Genomic DNA, 17,044 nt, shown 5'->3' on the forward strand with positions numbered 1-17,044 from the left:
TCATCGAGATATATAGTTTATTTATCACGCTGGATTATATAGTCCGCTAGCGCTTCCAGTGCCGAGGTATCCAGCGATTGCGCGGCCAGCTCATTCAGCGACTGGCGGGCATCGTCAATCAGATCCCGGGCTTTACGTTGGGCTTGCTCAAGACCCAGCAGGGCGGGATAGGTACTTTTGCCAAGCTGCTGATCCGCACCCTGACGTTTACCCAATGTTGCAGTATCGCCCACCACATCCAGAATGTCATCCTGAACCTGGAATGCCAGACCGATACTTTCTGCGTATCTGTCCAGAATCGGCAGGGCTTTGCGCCCTTGCTCACCCGCGCTCAGCGCGCCCAGGCGAACGGCGGAACGAATAAGCGCGCCCGTCTTATGGCGATGAATACGCTCCAGCTGTTCCAGATTAACCTGACGTCCTTCCGCTTCAAGATCCAGCGCCTGACCGCCGCACATGCCGGCCACGCCGCTGGCCATTGCCAGTTCGGAGATCATCGCCAGGCGGTCGCGGTCGGCCACTTCCGCCATCGGCGCATCGCTCAGAATCGAGAACGCCAGCGTCTGCAAGGCATCGCCCGCCAGAATGGCATTCGCCTCGCCAAACTTAATGTGGCAGGTTGGCTGACCCCGGCGCAGATCGTCGTCGTCCATCGCCGGGAGATCGTCGTGGATCAGCGAGTAGGCATGGATGCACTCCACGGCGGCAGCCGGGGCGTCCAGCGTATTATCGCTGATGCCAAACATATTGCCCGTGGCATACACCAGGAACGGACGCAGGCGTTTTCCCCCTAAGAGTGCGCCATAGTGCATGGCTTCAACCAGTGGAGTGTTCTGAAAAGGCTGCGGCTCAATAAAACGGCGCAGGGCGTCGTTGGCGCGAACGACGCGCGCCTGAAGCGCGTTGGTAAAATCCATTTACTCGGCGTCCGGTGTGAATGGCGTGGTTTTAGCGTCTTCGCTGTCGGAAAGCAGGATCTGCACACGCTGCTCGGCCTGCTGGAGTTTTACCTGCCCCTGGCGCGCAAGCTGCACACCGCGCTCAAATTCGTTGAGGGCGTCTTCCAGCGGTAAATCGCCGCTCTCGAGGCGGGTAACAATCTGCTCAAGCTCACTCAGCGCAGTTTCAAAACTGGCCGGTGCGTCGTTCTTCTTCGGCATAGTGAATTAACTCTTATATTCTTCGCCCCAACATGGTAACGGACTCGGGGCAATTATCAAATAACGCGAGTGGCGCGATGGTGGTATACTTGCGCGCCTGGATGCAGCCACGGGTGTGGGCTGCTGTATCATTTTCCACTACAAGCCTTTATAAGCTTGCCTAAGAAACATTGCCGCCATGAAGTTTATCATTAAATTGTTCCCTGAAATCACCATCAAAAGCCAATCTGTGCGTTTGCGCTTTATTAAAATTCTCACCGGGAACATTCGTAACGTATTAAAACACTACGACGAAACGCTCGCCGTAGTGCGTCACTGGGACCACGTTGAAGTCCGCGCGAAAGACGAAAGCAAACGCCTTGATATTCGCGACGCGCTGACCCGTATTCCAGGTATTCACCATATTCTGGAAGTGGAAGACGTTCCGTTCAGCGATATGCACGATATCTTCGAAAAGGCGCTGGTACAGTACCGCGATCAGATCGAAGGCAAAACCTTCTGCGTGCGCGTGAAGCGTCGCGGTAAGCACGAGTTTAGCTCGATTGAAGTCGAGCGCTACGTCGGCGGCGGTCTGAACCAGCACGTTGAGACGGCGCGCGTGCGCCTGACTAACCCGGACGTCACCGTTAACCTTGAGATCGAGAACGATCGTCTGCTGCTGGTTAAGGGCCGTTATGAAGGTATTGGCGGTTTCCCGATCGGCACGCAGGAAGATGTGCTGTCGCTGATCTCGGGCGGCTTCGACTCCGGCGTCTCCAGCTACATGCTGATGCGTCGCGGTTGCCGCGTGCACTACTGCTTCTTCAACCTGGGCGGCGCGGCGCATGAAATTGGCGTTCGTCAGGTGGCGCATTACCTGTGGAACCGCTTCGGCAGCTCCCACCGCGTGCGTTTTGTGGCGATCAACTTTGAGCCGGTAGTGGGCGAAATCCTTGAAAAAGTGGATGACGGCCAGATGGGCGTCATCCTCAAACGTATGATGGTTCGCGCGGCGTCCAAAGTCGCCGAACGTTACGGCGTGCAGGCGCTGGTCACCGGCGAAGCGCTGGGCCAGGTCTCCAGCCAGACGCTGACCAACCTGCGTCTGATCGACAACGTATCAGATACGCTGATCCTGCGTCCGCTGATCTCCCACGATAAAGAGCACATCATCGACCTGGCGCGCGAAATCGGCACCGAAGACTTTGCCCGCACCATGCCGGAATACTGCGGCGTGATCTCAAAAAGCCCGACCGTCAAGGCAGTGAAGGCGAAGATCGAAGCGGAAGAAGAGAACTTCGATTTCAGCATCCTGGAAAGAGTGGTGGCAGAAGCGTCCAACATCGACATCCGCGAGATTGCCCAGCAGACCGAGCAGGAAGTGGTTGAAGTGGAAACCGTGAGCGGTTTCGGTGCGAACGATGCGATTCTGGATATCCGCTCCATTGACGAGCAGGATGACAAGCCGCTGAAGGTGGAAGGCGTAGAGGTGGTTTCTCTGCCGTTCTACAAGCTGAGCACTAAGTTTGGCGACCTCGATCAGAGCAAAACGTATCTGCTGTGGTGTGAGCGCGGGGTGATGAGCCGCCTGCAGGCGCTGTACCTGCGCGAGCAGGGATTCGCGAATGTGAAGGTGTATCGTCCGTAGCGTGCGGCCTGGTGCCCTCACATTAAAAACGGCAACCAAAGGTTGCCGTTTTGCTTTTACCTCGCGCCACCCGGCTTTTTTTATGCACTACTCTTCATAGTAATTATAAATCCCCGCCGGCATCACCAGCGACGACGCCACTTCGTAGGCCTTCTCCCGCCCGACCAGCAGATCAATAATCTTTAAGCCAAAATCAATCGCGGTGCCGGGTCCCTGGCTGGTCAGCAGGTTGACGCGCGGATCCCAGACGACGCGTTTATCCACCCAATGCTCTTCCGGGATCGTATCCTTAAGCCCCGGGAAGCCGGTCATATTGCCGATAGGGAAGATATCGTGCGGAATCAGAACCGTTCCAGCGGCGGCACAGATTGCCGCGACGATACGACCCGACAGATGAAACTGACGCACGGTTTCAACCAACAGCGGGCTGTCGCGGAAACATTCCGCGCCTTTTAAGCCGCCGGGCAGGACGATGATGTCGTAATCGCCGTCAGCAACCTGGACAAGCGGTGCGTCTGCCAGGATTTTCACCCCTCGTGAACAGGTGATTGCCAGATTGCCGTCGCTGGCTACGCTGGCGGTTGTTACCTTAATGCCGCCACGTACCAGTAAATCAATGGTGGTGACCGCTTCCATCTCTTCGCTACCAGGAGCGAGGCAAATCAGTGCCGACGCGCTCATATTCACTCTCCTTACGTTTAACCAGGTCATACAGACGGGCGTTTTCCGGCACGGCGATGCCGTGCGAGCGGGCGCGCTTTAGCAGATAGCCGGTAATGTAATCTATCTCCGTATGGCGTAATGCCCGAACGTCCTGCAGCATCGAGGAGATGTTCTCAGCCGTACTCTCAATAACCTGCTCGACATAACAGCGTAAATCCTCTGCTGAGGTGTGCAGGCCTTCTCGCTCAATGACCGACGCGACTTCTGCACACAGGGATGCCACCTCCTGCGGATGGTTTTTCAGCTCCCCGTTCGGGCAGTTCCACAGCGCCGTCAGCGGATTGATCACGCAGTTTACGGCCAGCTTGCGCCACAGCTGAGGGCGGATGTTGTTGTGCCAGGCGACGTCCGGCAAGACCTTTTGCAAAACATCGGCCAGATAGCTGTAGTCGCCATCCTGTGTTCTGGCCGGGCCGATGTGCGTCACGCCGCTGGCGACATGCACGATAATAGTCCCGTCGCGACGCGCAGCGTGGGTGGTGGTCGCCATTAGCAGAGGCTGCGGGACGCTTTTCAGCTCATCAAGGGTTCCCATACCGTTATGCAGCAGCAGAATGGGGGACGTGGGGGGGAGCTGCGCGGCCAGAGTCTTAACCGCATCTGAGACCTGCCACGCCTTGAGCGTCACCAGCAACAGGTCGCTTTGCGCCAGGAAATCAGGATCGTTCGCGGTGAGGGATTCGTTAAAAATGCTTCCGTCTTCACCAATCAGGTTGACACTGCAATAGGGCTGGGGCACGCGCAGCCAGCCTTGAACCTCATGTCCGTGCTTGCACAGCGCGGTCAGCCACAGCTGGCCGAGCGCTCCGCATCCGAGCACCGTAATTTTCATTGTTCCTCCTCACCTGCAACTGCGCCAGGTGTTACAGCTTAATTATACAGCTAAGCTTCTGTTGAGTTATGCCTCGTAGCGGGTATTATGCAACGCAACAAAAGTGAAGGGAGAAGAAAAGATGCCATCTTTCGATATTGTTTCCGAAGTTGATATCCAGGAAGTTCGCAACGGCGTTGAGAACGCAACCCGCGAAGTTGAGTCACGTTTCGATTTTCGCGGCGTTGAGGCGTCGTTTGAGCTGAACGACGCAAATAAGACTATTAAGGTGCTGAGCGAGTCTGATTTCCAGGTGAATCAGCTGCTCGACATTCTGCGCGCCAAGCTGTTAAAACGTGGCATCGAAGGAACGTCTCTGGACGTGCCGGACGAGTTTGTCCACAGCGGTAAGAACTGGTTTGTAGAAGCCAAACTGAAGCAGGGCATCGAGAGCGCGGTGCAGAAGAAGATCGTTAAGCTGATTAAAGACAGCAAGCTGAAGGTGCAGGCGCAGATCCAGGGCGAAGAAATTCGCGTCACCGGTAAATCCCGCGACGATCTCCAGTCCGTGATGGCGCTGGTGCGCGGCGGGGATTTGGGACAGCCGTTCCAGTTTAAAAACTTCCGCGATTAAGACAAAAAAAAGCCCGGTTCAACCGGGCTTTTTTTCAGGCCTTCAGCGCCTGCTCCACCTCAAAGCGGTTGGTCACTTTGCTGTCAATTTTGACATAAGCGCTGCGCTCTTCGGGAACAATCAGCACCTCTGTGACCCCTTCTTTTCCTTCCAGACGCTGCTTCAGCGCGTCGCTAATCCCCACGTCATCCGGGATCTCCACGCGCAGGCTGCTCACATAGCGCGGTTCTTTCATGGTGCTGGCAACCAGCAGCCAGACTGTTGCCAGCAGCGCGCCCGCGAGAAACACGGTTTGTGAATCAAACAGGCCGTCGACCCAGCCGCCAAGCGATCCGCCGATCGCCACGCCGAGGAACTGGCTGGTGGAGTAAATGCCCATTGCCGTGCCTTTGTAACCGGCGGGGGACTCTTTGCTGATCAGTGACGGCAGCAGCGCTTCCATCAGATTAAACGCCAGGAAGAACAACTGCACGCCTGCGATCAGCTCCCAGAAGTGCGGGCCGGCACCCCACAGCACGATCTCGGCAATCAGCAGTAACGCCACGCAGCCCACGAAGACGCGCTTCATTTTGCGCTTCACTTCGGCGTAGATGATGAACGGCACGACAGAGACAAACGAAATCAGCATCGTGACCAGATAAATTTTCCAGTGCTCGGCCGCCGGGAAACCTGCTGCGGCAAGCTGGCCGGGCAGGGCGACGAAGGTGGACATCAGCAGAATATGCAGGCACATAATGCCGAAGTTAAGTTTTAGCAGACGCGGCTCGGCGATGACTTTGCTAAAGCAGCCTTTAACCATCCCGGATTCACGGTTAAGGACGTGATTTTTACTGTCTGGCACAACCCACAGGGTGAGTGCGATCCCGATAGTCGCCAGCACCGCAATCATCCAGAACAGGGCGTGCAGACCCAGTTTGTGCGTAATGATGGGACCGAGCACCATCGCAATCGCAAACGTCACGCCAAAGCTCACGCCGATGAACGCCATCGCTTTGGTACGGTTTTGCTCGCGTGTCAGGTCAGAAAGCAGCGCCATCACCGCGGCGGCAATCGCCCCGGACCCTTGCAGGGCGCGGCCCAAAATAATGCCCCAGATGGAGTGGGAGAGGGCGGCAATAACGCTCCCGAGCACAAAGACCAGCAGCCCGCCGACAATCAGCGGCTTGCGGCCCACCCGATCAGAGAGCAGGCCAAAGGGGATCTGGAACACCGCCTGCGCCAGACCGTAAATGCCAATAGCAAGGCCAATCAGCGCTTCGCTGGCACCCTGTAACGCCATGCCGTACGTGGTCAGAACGGGCAGGACCATAAACATGCCAAGCATCCGCAGCGAGAAAACAGTCCCTAAACCCCAGGTCGCACGCAGCTCGCCCGGCGTCATTTTATAATCGTTCATTACCACCTCAATTTAAAAGCAGGCCATAGTGTAGTGCGGGGAAGGGGCGGGGTAAATAAAGGCTTATTTAACAAATATTACATGCGTAATTAATATATTTCGTGAATAAAAAAGGGTGCCGAAGCACCCTTTTCATCATCACATAAACTTACCAGACGTAAGTCAGCAGGTTTTGCGAGTCCGGCACCATGAAGTCTACGGACATCATCACGGACAGGGAGGTGATGGCGACAATCGAGAACACAAACAGCTTGCGCGCCCAGACTTTGTCATCTTCCACCTTGTAGCCGCGCAGGGCCATGCCGAGCCACCAGACGCTCACCGCGGCTGCTACCACCAGATATTTATATCCGGCGTAACCGCCCAGAGAGAGCATCAGCGTTGCCACGGCAAAGGCGATGATATACAGCGTGATGTGGTTCTTGGCAACCGAGATACCTTTCACGACCGGCAGAACCGGAATGTTCGCCGCCTGATAATCCTTGAAGCGGAAAATCGCGATGGCATAGGAGTGCGGCATCTGCCACAGGCTAAAGATAGCCAGCAGGATGAGCGCACCGCTGTCGAACTCGTTCGTGACGGCGCAGTAGCCAATCACCGGCGGCGCAGCGCCGGAGAGAGAACCAATCAGCGTGCCGTAGACGGAGTGACGCTTCATATACAGGCTGTAGACGCCTACATACACCACGAACCCCATCACCCCCAGCCAGCAGGCCAGCGGGTTAGCACCAAACCACAGCAGCATAAAGCCAGCAATACCCAGCAAGGTGGCGTACACCAGCGAGACGGAAGGGGCAATCAGGCCTTTAACCAGCACCCGATTCTTGGTCCTTTCCATCTTCTTGTCGATATCCATGTCGATGTAGTTGTTAAATACACAACCGGACGCAACCACCAGTGACACACCGACCAGCGTGTAAATAAAGAGGGTGTAATCAATGCTGCCTTTAGAGGCCAGCAGGAACCCTCCGATTACGGAGATCAGGTTGCCAAAGATGATGCCTGGTTTCGTGACTTGCAGGTATTGCTTAAACATACTCGCCGCTCTTAGTGAACCATCATGTTGTAGTTGAGGTTCCACATAATCCAGATGGAACCGACTACCAGGATAGCGATGATAATCACGGTAAAGATAAAGGCAGTCATATTCCAGCCTTCATCGGACTTGGTGTTCATGTGCAGGAAGCAAACCAGATGCACCAGAATCTGAATCACCGCGGTCACCAGGATTGCTCCCAGGATAACCGGCTTGGACGCAGAACCGCTCATCACCATCCAGAACGGGATCACCGTCAGGATGATCGACAGGATGAAACCTGTCATGTAGGTTTTTACGCTGCCGTGGGAAGCGCCATGATCGTTAGAATGACTCATTACATCGCCCCCATCAGATAGACAACAGAGAACACGCAGATCCATACCACGTCCAGGAAGTGCCAGAACAGGCTCAGGCACATGATACGGGTACGGTTAGTGCTGGTCAGGCCGCGGCGGGAGATCTGGAACATCAGTACTGCCATCCAGATCAGACCCGAGGTCACGTGCAGACCGTGGGTACCCACCAGCGCGAAGAACGCGGACAGGAAGCCACTGCGATCCGGTCCGAAGCCTTCCATAATCAGGTGGTGGAATTCATAGATTTCCATCCCGATAAAGCCAGCACCAAACAGCCAGGTCAACGCCAGCCAGGAGACAACCTGGCTCTTGTTGTTTTTGTACATGGCGATAGCCGCCATGCCGTAGGTGATGGAGCTGAATAACAGCAGTGCGGTTTCAACCAGAACGAACGGCAGTTCAAAGATGTCCTTGCCGGTCGGGCCGCCCGCTGTGCCGTTCACCAGAACGGCATAGGTCGCGAACAGACAGCAGAACAGAATGCAGTCGCTCATCAGGTAGATCCAGAAACCGAAGACTTTGGTCGGTCCTGTATCATGGTGCGCATGTTCATGCGCGTGGGCAGTTGAGTGCGCCAGAGTATCAGTTGCCATTTTTCAGCCCCGCTTTAGAAATCTCGTCGAAATGCTGATTTTCCAGCTTTTCAACTTCACGGACTGGTACGTAGTAGTCCACGTCCTCGTCAAAGCTCTTCACAATCCAGCTGATTACGATGCCAGCGAAGCCAACAATCGCCATCCACCAGATGTGCCAGATCATTGCGAAACCAAATACCGTTGCGAAAGCGGCAATCACGATGCCCGCAGCGCTGTTTTTCGGCATATGGATCTCTTCGTAATGCTCAGGTTGCTTGTACGCTTCACCTTTTTCTTTCATTTCCCAGAATGCGTCACGCTCGTGAATGTGCGGCACTACGGCAAAGTTATAGAACGGTGGTGGAGAAGAGGTTGCCCACTCCAGCGTACGGCCACCCCATGGGTCACCGGTCAGGTCGCGGTTCAGGTTACGGTCGCGGATGGACACGTAGTACTGAATCAGCTGGCACAGAATACCGCAGGCAATCAGCGCTGCACCGCCCGCTGCAACCATCAGCATTGGGTGGAACTGCGGATCGATCTGCTGGCTCAGACGACGGGTCATACCCATGAAGCCCAGCACGTACAGCGGCATAAACGCCACGAAGAAGCCAATGATCCAGAACCAGAACGCGCGTTTACCCCAGGTTTCGTTCAGCGTGAAGCCAAACGCCTTAGGCCACCAGTAAGTCACACCTGCGAAGCAGCCGAAGACCACGCCGCCGATGATAACGTTATGGAAGTGCGCAATCAGGAACAGGCTGTTGTGCAGAACGAAGTCAGCACCTGGCACCGCCAGCAGTACGCCGGTCATCCCACCTACGGAGAAGGTCACGATGAAGCCGATGGTCCACAGCATTGCTGAGTGGAACACGATACGGCCCTGGTACATGGTGAACAGCCAGTTGAAGATCTTCACCCCGGTAGGGATGGCGATAATCATGGTGGTGATACCGAAGAAGGCGTTTACGTTCGCGCCCGCACCCATGGTAAAGAAGTGGTGCAGCCAAACGATGAACGACAGAACGGTAATACACACGGTTGCCCACACCAGAGAGGTGTAACCAAACAGACGCTTACGCGAGAAGGTTGCCGCGATTTCGGAGAACACACCGAAGACAGGCAGAACCAGAATGTACACTTCCGGGTGACCCCAGGCCCAAATCAGGTTGATGTACATCATCATGTTGCCACCCATATCATTCGTGAAGAAATGGGTGCCCAGGTAGCGGTCCAGGGTCAGCAGCGCGATGGTGACGGTCAGAATTGGGAACGACGCGATAATCAGTACGTTGGCGCACAGAGATGCCCAGGTAAATACCGGCATCTTGAACATCGTCATACCTGGTGCACGCATCTTCAGGATGGTCACGAAGAAGTTGATACCGGTCAGGGTGGTACCGACACCGGAGAGCTGAAGCGCCCAAATCCAGTAGTCAACGCCTACACCCGGACTGTACTCAATTCCCGAAAGCGGCGGGTAAGCCAGCCAGCCGGTCTGTGCGAATTCGCCCACGCCCAGTGACAGGTTAACCAGGATAACGCCGACAACCGTGAACCAGAAGCTCAGGTTGTTCAGGAACGGGAACGCTACGTCGCGCGCGCCAATTTGCAGCGGAACGACAACGTTCATCAGACCGATTACCAGCGGCATCGCCACGAAGAAGATCATGATAACGCCGTGGGCGGTAAAGATCTGATCGTAGTGGTGCGGTGGCAGGAAGCCGGCTTCGCCCGCAGACGCGAGTGCCTGCTGGCTACGCATCATGATTGCATCCGCAAAGCCACGAATTAACATGACGATACCGACGATGCAGTACATGATACCGAGTTTTTTGTGGTCAACCGAAGTCAGCCACTCATTCCACAGGTAGCTCCACTTACCGAAGTAAGTGATTAGGCCAACTAAGGCCGCGCCACCAATGATAATTGCAGCCACCGTAACCATGATAATCGGTTCATGGTAGGGCACTGCATCCAGTGTCAATTTTCCGAACATTTTCTTCCTCGGCCCCTTAGTGAGCGGTTTCCGCGTGGCTCATGTCCATGCCTTCCATACCTTCGTGCGCGCTGTGCTCGCCTTCTGGCTGGGTCATGTCCATGCTCTTGCCGTGATCCATAAATTTGCCAATAACGTCTTTGAACAAATCTGGTTTCACGTTAGAGAAGTACTCCACCTTGTTGTATTCGCTAGGTGCAGCCACTTTTTCGAACGCCGCCATGTCAGACATGGTGTTTGGAGACTGCTTCGCTTTTTCAACCCACTGGTCGAAAGCGGCACGGTCCGGCGTCGCAATAGCTTTGAACTTCATACCTGAGAAGCCCGGGCCGCTATAGCTGGCGGAGATACCATCGTAGGTGCCTGCTTCATTCGCGATCAGATGCAGGTTCGTCTGCATACCGGCCATCGCGTAAATCTGGCTACCCAGACGCGGGATGAAGAAGGAGTTCATTACGGAGTTGGAGGTCACTTTGAACTGAACCGGAGTGTTCGCCGGGAAGGCGATTTCATTCACGGTAGCAATGCCCTGCTCTGGATAGATGAAGAACCATTTCCAGTCCATGGAGACCACTTCAATGGTAATAGGTTTTTCATCGTGAACCAGCGGCTTGCTTGGCTCAAGTGAGTGAGTGGTTTTCCAGGTCAGCACGGCAAGGAACAGGATGATCAGGATAGGTACCGTCCAGACCACAGCTTCAACTTTGTTGGAGTGTGACCAGTTCGGGCTATACTTCGCATCTTTATTGCTCGCACGATACTTCCAGGCGAAACCAACAGCCATCAAAATGGCAGGAATAACCACAATCAACATCAGGCCAAAAGCCGTCAATATCAGTGAACGTTGTTCCAGTCCAATCTGTCCTTTGGGGTCTAGTAGTGCAGAATCACAGCCACTGAGTAATACAGTACCTGCGAATAATGACAACCATCCCAAACTTTTATTGTATTTCCTGAGTCTCATTTAACGACCTCAATTCCACGGGAGTCTGGTGGCGTTTAAAGTGTGCGGGCATTTTACGGGAAGGTTACATTACTGTAAACATCATTAGGCCTGTGTCAGGAAGGTGTTACCGGGTTCTGCCGCACGTGTCACAAGTGTTGCAGATTATGTCGGTTTTTATGACCGAAGCCGCATGATATGGGCTTTATAACGAAAGGACCCCCAAGCATACCCTAAAAGGGGCAATTGGTATAACCATTGTTAAAAATATACAAAAAATTAACAATTAATTATCAATAAAAAGACATCTAAAAAACGAAAAATCAAACTTTCCAATGCTGAATCGTTTAATGAAAAATAGCGTTTTGGAATTGGCTCCAATAATTTCCAAATCCTATCCCGCACAAAACAACAAATATTTTTTTAGCGGCTGTTGGCTATTTCACCGTTATAATTTCGGTTAGTGATTACAACGGGAAATAACCTTTCACTTTTTCTTCAGGTCATCTGCGTTTTACGCAATGCCATAAAATCGAGCAGACCGCCCGTCAGGATCCCGGCGATGGCCAGCAGGGCTCCAGCATCCAGCAGAAGGGCTTCGAGGGGGAGCGCCAGAGACGTACTGGCGTTAACGATAAGTACCACAAGCCATAGCGCCAGCGCGCCGCAGCCCGCCATTAGCAGACGTAACGCAAATCGGTAGGCGCGGTGATATTCAGTACGCGGCATAAAGTGTTCGGTCCGCTGGGTATATTCCAGCGTCTGGCGACACACCAGCAATAATAAAATCCCCGGCACGGCAGCCGCGACCGAGAAGAGATAAAACGTTGGCCAGCCGTGGGCTTCTACAAACCAGCCGGCAATCGGGCCTACGTACACGCGGCCAACGGCCGAGAGCGCCGAGAGCAGCGCAAACTGCGTAGCGGAAAACGATTTATTGCACAGGGTCATCAGCAGGGCGACAAATGCCGCCGTCCCCATGCCGCCACAGAGATTTTCAAAGAACACCGCCGCGGCCATGCTGAACATATGCTTGTCAGTCACCGACAGCAGCCAGTAGCCCGCGTTAGATGCGCCCTGCAGGATGCCGAAGATCAGCAGCGCGCGGAACAGCGTCAGGCGCTGCATCAATACGCCGCCATAAAGCGCACCGACGATGGTCGCAAACAGCCCCAGCGTTTTATTCACCACGCCCACTTCACCGGCATCAAAACCGACGCCGCGGATCAGGAAGGTGGTGGTCAGGCTCATGGCAAAGGCATCGCCCAGCTTATAAAGGACAATGAGCAGCAGGATCAGCCAGGCATTGTTGCGGCCAAAAAAGTCACGCAGCGGTTCGGCCACGGCCTGTTCCAGCGAGCGGGGAACCGGAATGACGTCGCTCGGTTCGGGTGCAAATAGCGTAGCGATAATGCAGGGGATGAGCAGGGCAGCCATCAGCCAGTACATACCCTGCCAGCCGAGATAACGGTCGGCCAGCCACAACGCCAGCCCGCCGGAGACCAGCATCCCGAGGCGATAGCCCAGCACGCTGATCGCCGCACCGGCACCGCGCTCTTCCGCAGGTAACACGTCCGTCTTCCAGGCGTCGAACACGATATCCTGAGAGGCGGAACAGAAGGCTATCACCACCGCAAGCGCGGCCATCCAGCGGAGCTGTGTGGTCGGCTCAAGAAAGCCCATCGCCGCAATCGCCAGCAGCAGCAGGACCTGTGTCATCACTAACCAGCCGCGACGACGCCCCAGAAACGGCGGCGTATAGCGATCCATCACCGGCGACCACAGGAACTTAAAGACATACGCCTGACCGACAAGCGAGAAGAAACCAATGGTTTTGAGATCGATGTTCTCAACCGTCATCCACGCCTGAAGCGTGCCGGAGGTGAGCGCGAGGGGTAAACCGGAGGCAAAGCCGAGGATCAGCAGAATCGCTGATTTCGGTTGCTGGAAAATGCGTAAGTAGTGACTGGACATGTTCTTATGAACTGACCCGGTGAAGCACCGGGTCAGTGAGCAGGATTAACGTGCGTTCTGCTTGATAAAGTCGTGAATGCTGGTGTCCTGCGCCATATCGGCGATGGTGTCCGTCAGCACGCTGTTAACGGCGTTAGCAATATTCTTGTTAGAGGCCTGGAACGCGCCTTCAACAGAGTAGCTGGCGCGGTAGTTTTTGGTCATCTTGTTGCCGTTCTTCGCGGTGGCAATGATGGCGATATCCGCTTTGGTCGCAATGTTGTAGCGCACGTTGCCCTGAGAGACGTCTGCGTACAGGTTGTTGACGATAATCTGCAGATCAACCGCGCCGCTTGGGCCAATCATGTAACCGCGAGCGGTCATTTGCTTCTCAAGCACTTCCTGCAGCAGGAAGCGCAGGTCGCGGGACGCGGTCAGCGTCACCTGCTGGTTGTCGCGGGTTACTTTTGCCAGCGCCTGGTCCTGACGCTGATCGGCACCGTTAATGCTCACGGTGACGCCCATCAGGCTTGGGTCCTGCTGAGGCAGGGTGATTTTTGGTGAGACATCAATAGTGGTAGGCGGAGTCGCACAGCCTGCCAGCATAAAAAGGGCTACCAACGGAAAGAAGAGTTTTTTAAACATTTTCAGGTTCTCAACGAATCGTAAGCATTAAAGAGAGAAAAATTGCCGCCATCATATCATCGACTACGGCCAGGGGAAGTGGTCAACGCATGTAAATTCATCGTCTTGTCTGAAAACTGACCAGCTCATCCTTTTTCTCCTCCCGCCAGAGACGACGGGTATGAGTCTCACAGTGAACTTCATGCATTTGAATGAGAAAATCAGACGAAAGCTAAATATTTGTTGTCAAGGTGTAATGGAAACGGTAAAAGCGGCTAACATTTAAAGGGATGGGTGACATCTTAGCGTTGTCGGAGGAGTAATTTCATGATGATACGTGAACAGATAGAAGAAAAATTAAGGGCAGCGTTCAACCCTGTGTTCCTCGAAGTCGTCGACGAAAGCTATCGTCATAACGTGCCGGCAGGTTCTGAAAGCCACTTTAAAGTGGTTCTGGTTAGCGATCGCTTCACGGGAGAACGTTTCCTGAACCGACATCGCCTGATCTACAGCACCTTGACGGAAGAACTCTCCACGACCGTGCATGCGCTGGCACTGCATACCTACACCATTAAGGAATGGGAAGGCTTGCAGGATACGGTTTTTGCGTCGCCGCCGTGTCGCGGTGCAGGCACCATCGCCTGATAAATCGGATTTGCAACGGCTGGAGCTTTTCCAGTATGTTGCTTACAGATTTCCTCAAAACGGCCTCCGGGCCGTTTTGTTTTGTCTGAGTTTTGAGCGGATGGTGCGATTTTAAGGCTAAAAATAGCCTTAAAGTGTGAAAAAAGCCGCAGCAACATGCTCCAACCGTTCTCGACTCACCTAAGTGATGCCGCTATAATGCCGCGTCTTATTGAATGTCTTCGGGATGATTCTGGCGACAGGGAATGTGAATCTGCACTAAGAGAGCATCCCGGTATAACAGACAGATTCAGAGTTGACCGAGCACTGTGATTTTTTTGAGGTAACAAGATGCAAGTTTCAGTTGAAACCACTCAAGGCCTTGGCCGCCGTGTAACGATTACTATCGCTGCTGACAGCATCGAAACTGCTGTGAAAAGCGAGCTGGTCAACGTAGCAAAAAAAGTACGTATTGACGGCTTCCGTAAGGGCAAAGTACCAATGAATGTTGTTGCTCAGCGTTATGGCGCTTCCGTGCGTCAGGATGTGCTGGGTGAACTGATGAGCCGCAACTTTATCGACGCGATCATCAAAGAAAAAATCAATCCAGCCGGCGCGCCAAACTACGTGCCAGGCGAATACAAACTGGGCGAAGACTTCACCTACTCCGTAGAGTTCGAAGTGTACCCGGAAGTTGAGCTGAAAGGCCTGGAATCTATCGAAGTTGAAAAACCGATCGTTTCCGTGACTGACGAAGACGTTGACGGCATGCTGGACACCCTGCGTAAGCAGCAGGCGAACTGGAAAGAGAAAGAAGGCGCTGTTGACGCGGAAGACCGCGTAACCATCGACTTCACCGGTTCTGTAGACGGCGAAGAGTTCGAAGGCGGCAAAGCGTCTGACTTCGTACTGGCAATGGGCCAGGGTCGTATGATCCCAGGCTTCGAAGACGGCATCAAAGGCCACAAAGCGGGCGAAGAGTTCACCATCGACGTGACCTTCCCTGAAGAGTACCACGCTGAAAACCTGAAAGGTAAAGCAGCGAAGTTCGTCATCAACCTGAAGAAAGTTGAAGAGCGCGAACTGCCAGAACTGACTGAAGAGTTCATCAAGCGTTTCGGCGTGGAAGATGGTTCTGTTGCTGGCCTGCGTACCGAAGTGCGTAAGAACATGGAGCGCGAGCTGAACGGTGCTGTGCGTAACCGCGTGAAATCTCAGGCGATTGAAGGTCTGGTAAAAGCGAACGAAATCGACGTTCCTGCTGCCCTGATCGACAGCGAAATCGACGTACTGCGCCGTCAGGCTGCACAGCGCTTCGGTGGCAACCAGCAGCAAGCGATGGAACTGCCGCGCGAGCTGTTCGAAGAGCAAGCGAAACGCCGCGTTGTTGTTGGCCTGCTGCTGGGCGAAGTGATTCGCACCCACGAGCTGAAAGCTGACGAAGAGCGTGTGAAGGGCCTGATCGAAGAAATGGCGTCTGCATACGAAGATCCATCAGAAGTGATCGAGTTCTACGGTAAGAACAAAGAGCTGATGGACAACATGCGCAACGTCGCACTGGAAGAGCAGGCTGTTGAAGCGGTACTGGCGAAAGCTAAAGTGACCGAAAAAGCGACCTCTTTCAACGAACTGATGAACCAGCAGGCGTAATTTCGCTCTAACGGTTTAAAGTTTGAACAAAAAACCCGTTGCCTTCCGGCGACGGGTTTTTTTTATCGCTGCATGGGTTCTGGAAGGGTGCTAAAACGCCCTTTCAGTGTTAGCGTTACAACAAAAGGTTGTTATGCTTGAAATAGGGCGTGGCGAACCCCATAAGTATGTAATCACGATGATTGAGACTGGCTGATAATCCGTCCATAAGGTTACAATCAGTACAGCAGGTGTTTTCAATTTTGAACCAGGAGACGGAAATGTCATACAGTGGCGAACGAGATAACTTTGCACCCCATATGGCGCTGGTGCCAATGGTTATTGAACAGACCTCACGCGGTGAGCGTTCTTTCGATATCTATTCCCGTCTGCTCAAGGAACGCGTTATCTTTCTGACCGGCCAGGTAGAAGACCATATGGCTAACCTGATCGTGGCGCAGATGCTGTTCCTGGAAGCGGAAAACCCGGAAAAAGACATTTACCTGTACATCAACTCGCCTGGCGGTGTGATTACGGCGGGCATGTCCATTTATGACACCATGCAGTTCATCAAGCCAGATGTCAGCACTATCTGTATGGGGCAGGCTGCATCCATGGGGGCCTTCCTGTTAACCGCAGGGGCGAAAGGTAAGCGTTTCTGCCTGCCTAACTCCCGCGTGATGATTCACCAGCCGCTGGGGGGTTACCAGGGGCAGGCGACGGATATCGAAATCCACGCCCGCGAAATTCTGAAAGTAAAAGCGCGCATGAATGAACTTATGGCGCAGCATACAGGTCAATCTCTTGAGCAGATCGAGCGCGATACCGAGCGCGATCGCTTCCTCTCTGCTCCAGAGGCAGTTGAGTACGGCTTAGTCGACTCCGTATTGACCCATCGTAATTGATGCCCGCGACGCGAGTGTGCCGCTATACTAAGGTAGGGCGGCACGC

17 protein-coding genes are annotated in these 17,044 nt (G+C 54.1%); 5 read left to right on the forward strand and 12 right to left on the reverse strand.

Annotation, left to right across the window (positions count from 1 at the left end; genetic code table 11):
* Positions 1-17 precede the first annotated feature (17 nt).
* Together ispA and xseB are read right to left on the reverse strand one after the other, a co-directional pair.
* Positions 18-917, reverse strand: a complete 900-nt coding sequence (gene ispA / locus DG357_RS05220; RefSeq protein WP_028012152.1) for a (2E,6E)-farnesyl diphosphate synthase — start codon at positions 915-917, stop codon at positions 18-20.
* Positions 918-1,160 carry an exodeoxyribonuclease VII small subunit gene (gene xseB / locus DG357_RS05225; protein ID WP_003859094.1) on the reverse strand — a complete coding sequence of 81 codons (243 nt, stop codon included), beginning with the start codon at positions 1,158-1,160 and terminating at the stop codon, positions 918-920.
* Positions 1,161-1,338: 178 nt separating this feature from the next.
* Between xseB and thiI the strand changes: the two genes are divergently transcribed.
* Positions 1,339-2,787 carry a tRNA uracil 4-sulfurtransferase ThiI gene (gene thiI / locus DG357_RS05230; protein ID WP_045259896.1) on the forward strand — a complete coding sequence of 483 codons (1,449 nt, stop codon included), beginning with the start codon at positions 1,339-1,341 and terminating at the stop codon, positions 2,785-2,787.
* 87 nt (positions 2,788-2,874) lie between these two features.
* On the opposite strand, the gene yajL is transcribed toward thiI, so the two are convergent.
* Positions 2,875-3,468, reverse strand: a complete 594-nt coding sequence (yajL, locus tag DG357_RS05235) for a protein deglycase YajL (protein WP_045259897.1) — start codon at positions 3,466-3,468, stop codon at positions 2,875-2,877.
* Positions 3,431-4,342, reverse strand: coding sequence for a 2-dehydropantoate 2-reductase (gene panE, locus DG357_RS05240; RefSeq protein ID WP_041911083.1), 912 nt, complete (start codon positions 4,340-4,342; stop codon positions 3,431-3,433). The genes yajL and panE overlap by 38 nt, the downstream gene beginning before the upstream one ends.
* A gap of 121 nt (positions 4,343-4,463) precedes the next feature.
* Here panE and DG357_RS05245 point away from each other — a divergent pair, with 121 nt between their 5' ends.
* Entirely contained in the window at positions 4,464-4,955 is a 492-nt protein-coding gene (locus tag DG357_RS05245) for a YajQ family cyclic di-GMP-binding protein (protein WP_023293165.1), read from the forward strand.
* 34 nt (positions 4,956-4,989) lie between these two features.
* Here DG357_RS05245 and DG357_RS05250 read toward each other — a convergent pair whose 3' ends face one another.
* From DG357_RS05250 to DG357_RS05285, 8 genes are all read right to left on the reverse strand, one after another.
* Positions 4,990-6,351, reverse strand: coding sequence for an MFS transporter (locus DG357_RS05250; RefSeq protein WP_088205232.1), 1,362 nt, complete (start codon positions 6,349-6,351; stop codon positions 4,990-4,992).
* Positions 6,352-6,499: 148 nt separating this feature from the next.
* A complete protein-coding gene (cyoE, locus tag DG357_RS05255; RefSeq protein WP_003859062.1) occupies positions 6,500-7,387 on the reverse strand; it encodes a heme o synthase in 888 nt (295 codons plus the stop codon).
* An 11-nt stretch (positions 7,388-7,398) separates the two neighbouring features.
* Positions 7,399-7,725, reverse strand: coding sequence for a cytochrome o ubiquinol oxidase subunit IV (locus DG357_RS05260; protein WP_006176899.1), 327 nt, complete (start codon positions 7,723-7,725; stop codon positions 7,399-7,401).
* On the reverse strand, positions 7,725-8,339 hold the full coding sequence (locus DG357_RS05265; protein ID WP_003859057.1) for a cytochrome o ubiquinol oxidase subunit III: 615 nt from the start codon (positions 8,337-8,339) through the stop codon (positions 7,725-7,727). Before DG357_RS05265 ends, DG357_RS05260 begins: the two co-directional genes overlap by 1 nt.
* A complete protein-coding gene (cyoB, locus tag DG357_RS05270; RefSeq protein ID WP_028012157.1) occupies positions 8,329-10,320 on the reverse strand; it encodes a cytochrome o ubiquinol oxidase subunit I in 1,992 nt (663 codons plus the stop codon). Before cyoB ends, DG357_RS05265 begins: the two co-directional genes overlap by 11 nt.
* Before the next feature lie 16 nt (positions 10,321-10,336).
* Positions 10,337-11,284, reverse strand: a complete 948-nt coding sequence (cyoA, locus tag DG357_RS05275) for a cytochrome o ubiquinol oxidase subunit II (RefSeq protein WP_048999051.1) — start codon at positions 11,282-11,284, stop codon at positions 10,337-10,339.
* Between the two features lie 477 nt (positions 11,285-11,761).
* Positions 11,762-13,237, reverse strand: coding sequence for a muropeptide MFS transporter AmpG (gene ampG / locus DG357_RS05280; protein WP_028012159.1), 1,476 nt, complete (start codon positions 13,235-13,237; stop codon positions 11,762-11,764).
* A 45-nt stretch (positions 13,238-13,282) separates the two neighbouring features.
* The gene (locus tag DG357_RS05285) at positions 13,283-13,861 is read right to left on the reverse strand and encodes a lipoprotein (RefSeq protein ID WP_028012160.1); all 579 of its coding nucleotides are present in this window, start codon (positions 13,859-13,861) and stop codon (positions 13,283-13,285) included.
* Between the two features lie 306 nt (positions 13,862-14,167).
* On the opposite strand from DG357_RS05285, the gene bolA reads away from it, so the two are divergent.
* The 3 genes from bolA (at position 14,168) to clpP (ending at position 16,998) form a co-directional block, all read left to right on the forward strand.
* Positions 14,168-14,485, forward strand: coding sequence for a transcriptional regulator BolA (gene bolA / locus DG357_RS05290; protein ID WP_003859051.1), 318 nt, complete (start codon positions 14,168-14,170; stop codon positions 14,483-14,485).
* Positions 14,486-14,815: 330 nt separating this feature from the next.
* Complete coding sequence (gene tig / locus DG357_RS05295; RefSeq protein ID WP_008503318.1) at positions 14,816-16,114, forward strand: trigger factor; 1,299 nt, start codon at positions 14,816-14,818, stop codon at positions 16,112-16,114.
* A gap of 260 nt (positions 16,115-16,374) precedes the next feature.
* Complete coding sequence (gene clpP, locus DG357_RS05300; RefSeq protein ID WP_014069126.1) at positions 16,375-16,998, forward strand: ATP-dependent Clp endopeptidase proteolytic subunit ClpP; 624 nt, start codon at positions 16,375-16,377, stop codon at positions 16,996-16,998.
* The last annotated feature ends 46 nt before the right edge of the window (positions 16,999-17,044 follow it).

Origin of the sequence: Enterobacter bugandensis (genome assembly GCF_900324475.1) — a bacterium.
In the GTDB taxonomy this organism is placed as follows: Bacteria; Pseudomonadota; Gammaproteobacteria; order Enterobacterales; family Enterobacteriaceae; genus Enterobacter; species Enterobacter bugandensis.

Excerpts from the sequence above, each read along its gene's own strand:
- ispA (WP_028012152.1), bottom strand. The coding sequence starts at position 917 with ATGGATTTTACCAACGCGCTTCAGGCGCGCGTCGTTCGCGCCAACGAC.
- tig (WP_008503318.1), top strand. The coding sequence starts at position 14,816 with ATGCAAGTTTCAGTTGAAACCACTCAAGGCCTTGGCCGCCGTGTAACG.
- xseB (WP_003859094.1), bottom strand. The coding sequence starts at position 1,160 with ATGCCGAAGAAGAACGACGCACCGGCCAGTTTTGAAACTGCGCTGAGT.
- bolA (WP_003859051.1), top strand. The coding sequence starts at position 14,168 with ATGATGATACGTGAACAGATAGAAGAAAAATTAAGGGCAGCGTTCAAC.
- cyoE (WP_003859062.1), bottom strand. The coding sequence starts at position 7,387 with ATGTTTAAGCAATACCTGCAAGTCACGAAACCAGGCATCATCTTTGGC.
- DG357_RS05260 (WP_006176899.1), bottom strand. The coding sequence starts at position 7,725 with ATGAGTCATTCTAACGATCATGGCGCTTCCCACGGCAGCGTAAAAACC.
- ampG (WP_028012159.1), bottom strand. The coding sequence starts at position 13,237 with ATGTCCAGTCACTACTTACGCATTTTCCAGCAACCGAAATCAGCGATT.
- yajL (WP_045259897.1), bottom strand. The coding sequence starts at position 3,468 with ATGAGCGCGTCGGCACTGATTTGCCTCGCTCCTGGTAGCGAAGAGATG.
- DG357_RS05245 (WP_023293165.1), top strand. The coding sequence starts at position 4,464 with ATGCCATCTTTCGATATTGTTTCCGAAGTTGATATCCAGGAAGTTCGC.
- panE (WP_041911083.1), bottom strand. The coding sequence starts at position 4,342 with ATGAAAATTACGGTGCTCGGATGCGGAGCGCTCGGCCAGCTGTGGCTG.
- DG357_RS05250 (WP_088205232.1), bottom strand. The coding sequence starts at position 6,351 with ATGAACGATTATAAAATGACGCCGGGCGAGCTGCGTGCGACCTGGGGT.
- DG357_RS05285 (WP_028012160.1), bottom strand. The coding sequence starts at position 13,861 with ATGTTTAAAAAACTCTTCTTTCCGTTGGTAGCCCTTTTTATGCTGGCA.
- cyoB (WP_028012157.1), bottom strand. The coding sequence starts at position 10,320 with ATGTTCGGAAAATTGACACTGGATGCAGTGCCCTACCATGAACCGATT.
- DG357_RS05265 (WP_003859057.1), bottom strand. The coding sequence starts at position 8,339 with ATGGCAACTGATACTCTGGCGCACTCAACTGCCCACGCGCATGAACAT.
- thiI (WP_045259896.1), top strand. The coding sequence starts at position 1,339 with ATGAAGTTTATCATTAAATTGTTCCCTGAAATCACCATCAAAAGCCAA.
- cyoA (WP_048999051.1), bottom strand. The coding sequence starts at position 11,284 with ATGAGACTCAGGAAATACAATAAAAGTTTGGGATGGTTGTCATTATTC.
- clpP (WP_014069126.1), top strand. The coding sequence starts at position 16,375 with ATGTCATACAGTGGCGAACGAGATAACTTTGCACCCCATATGGCGCTG.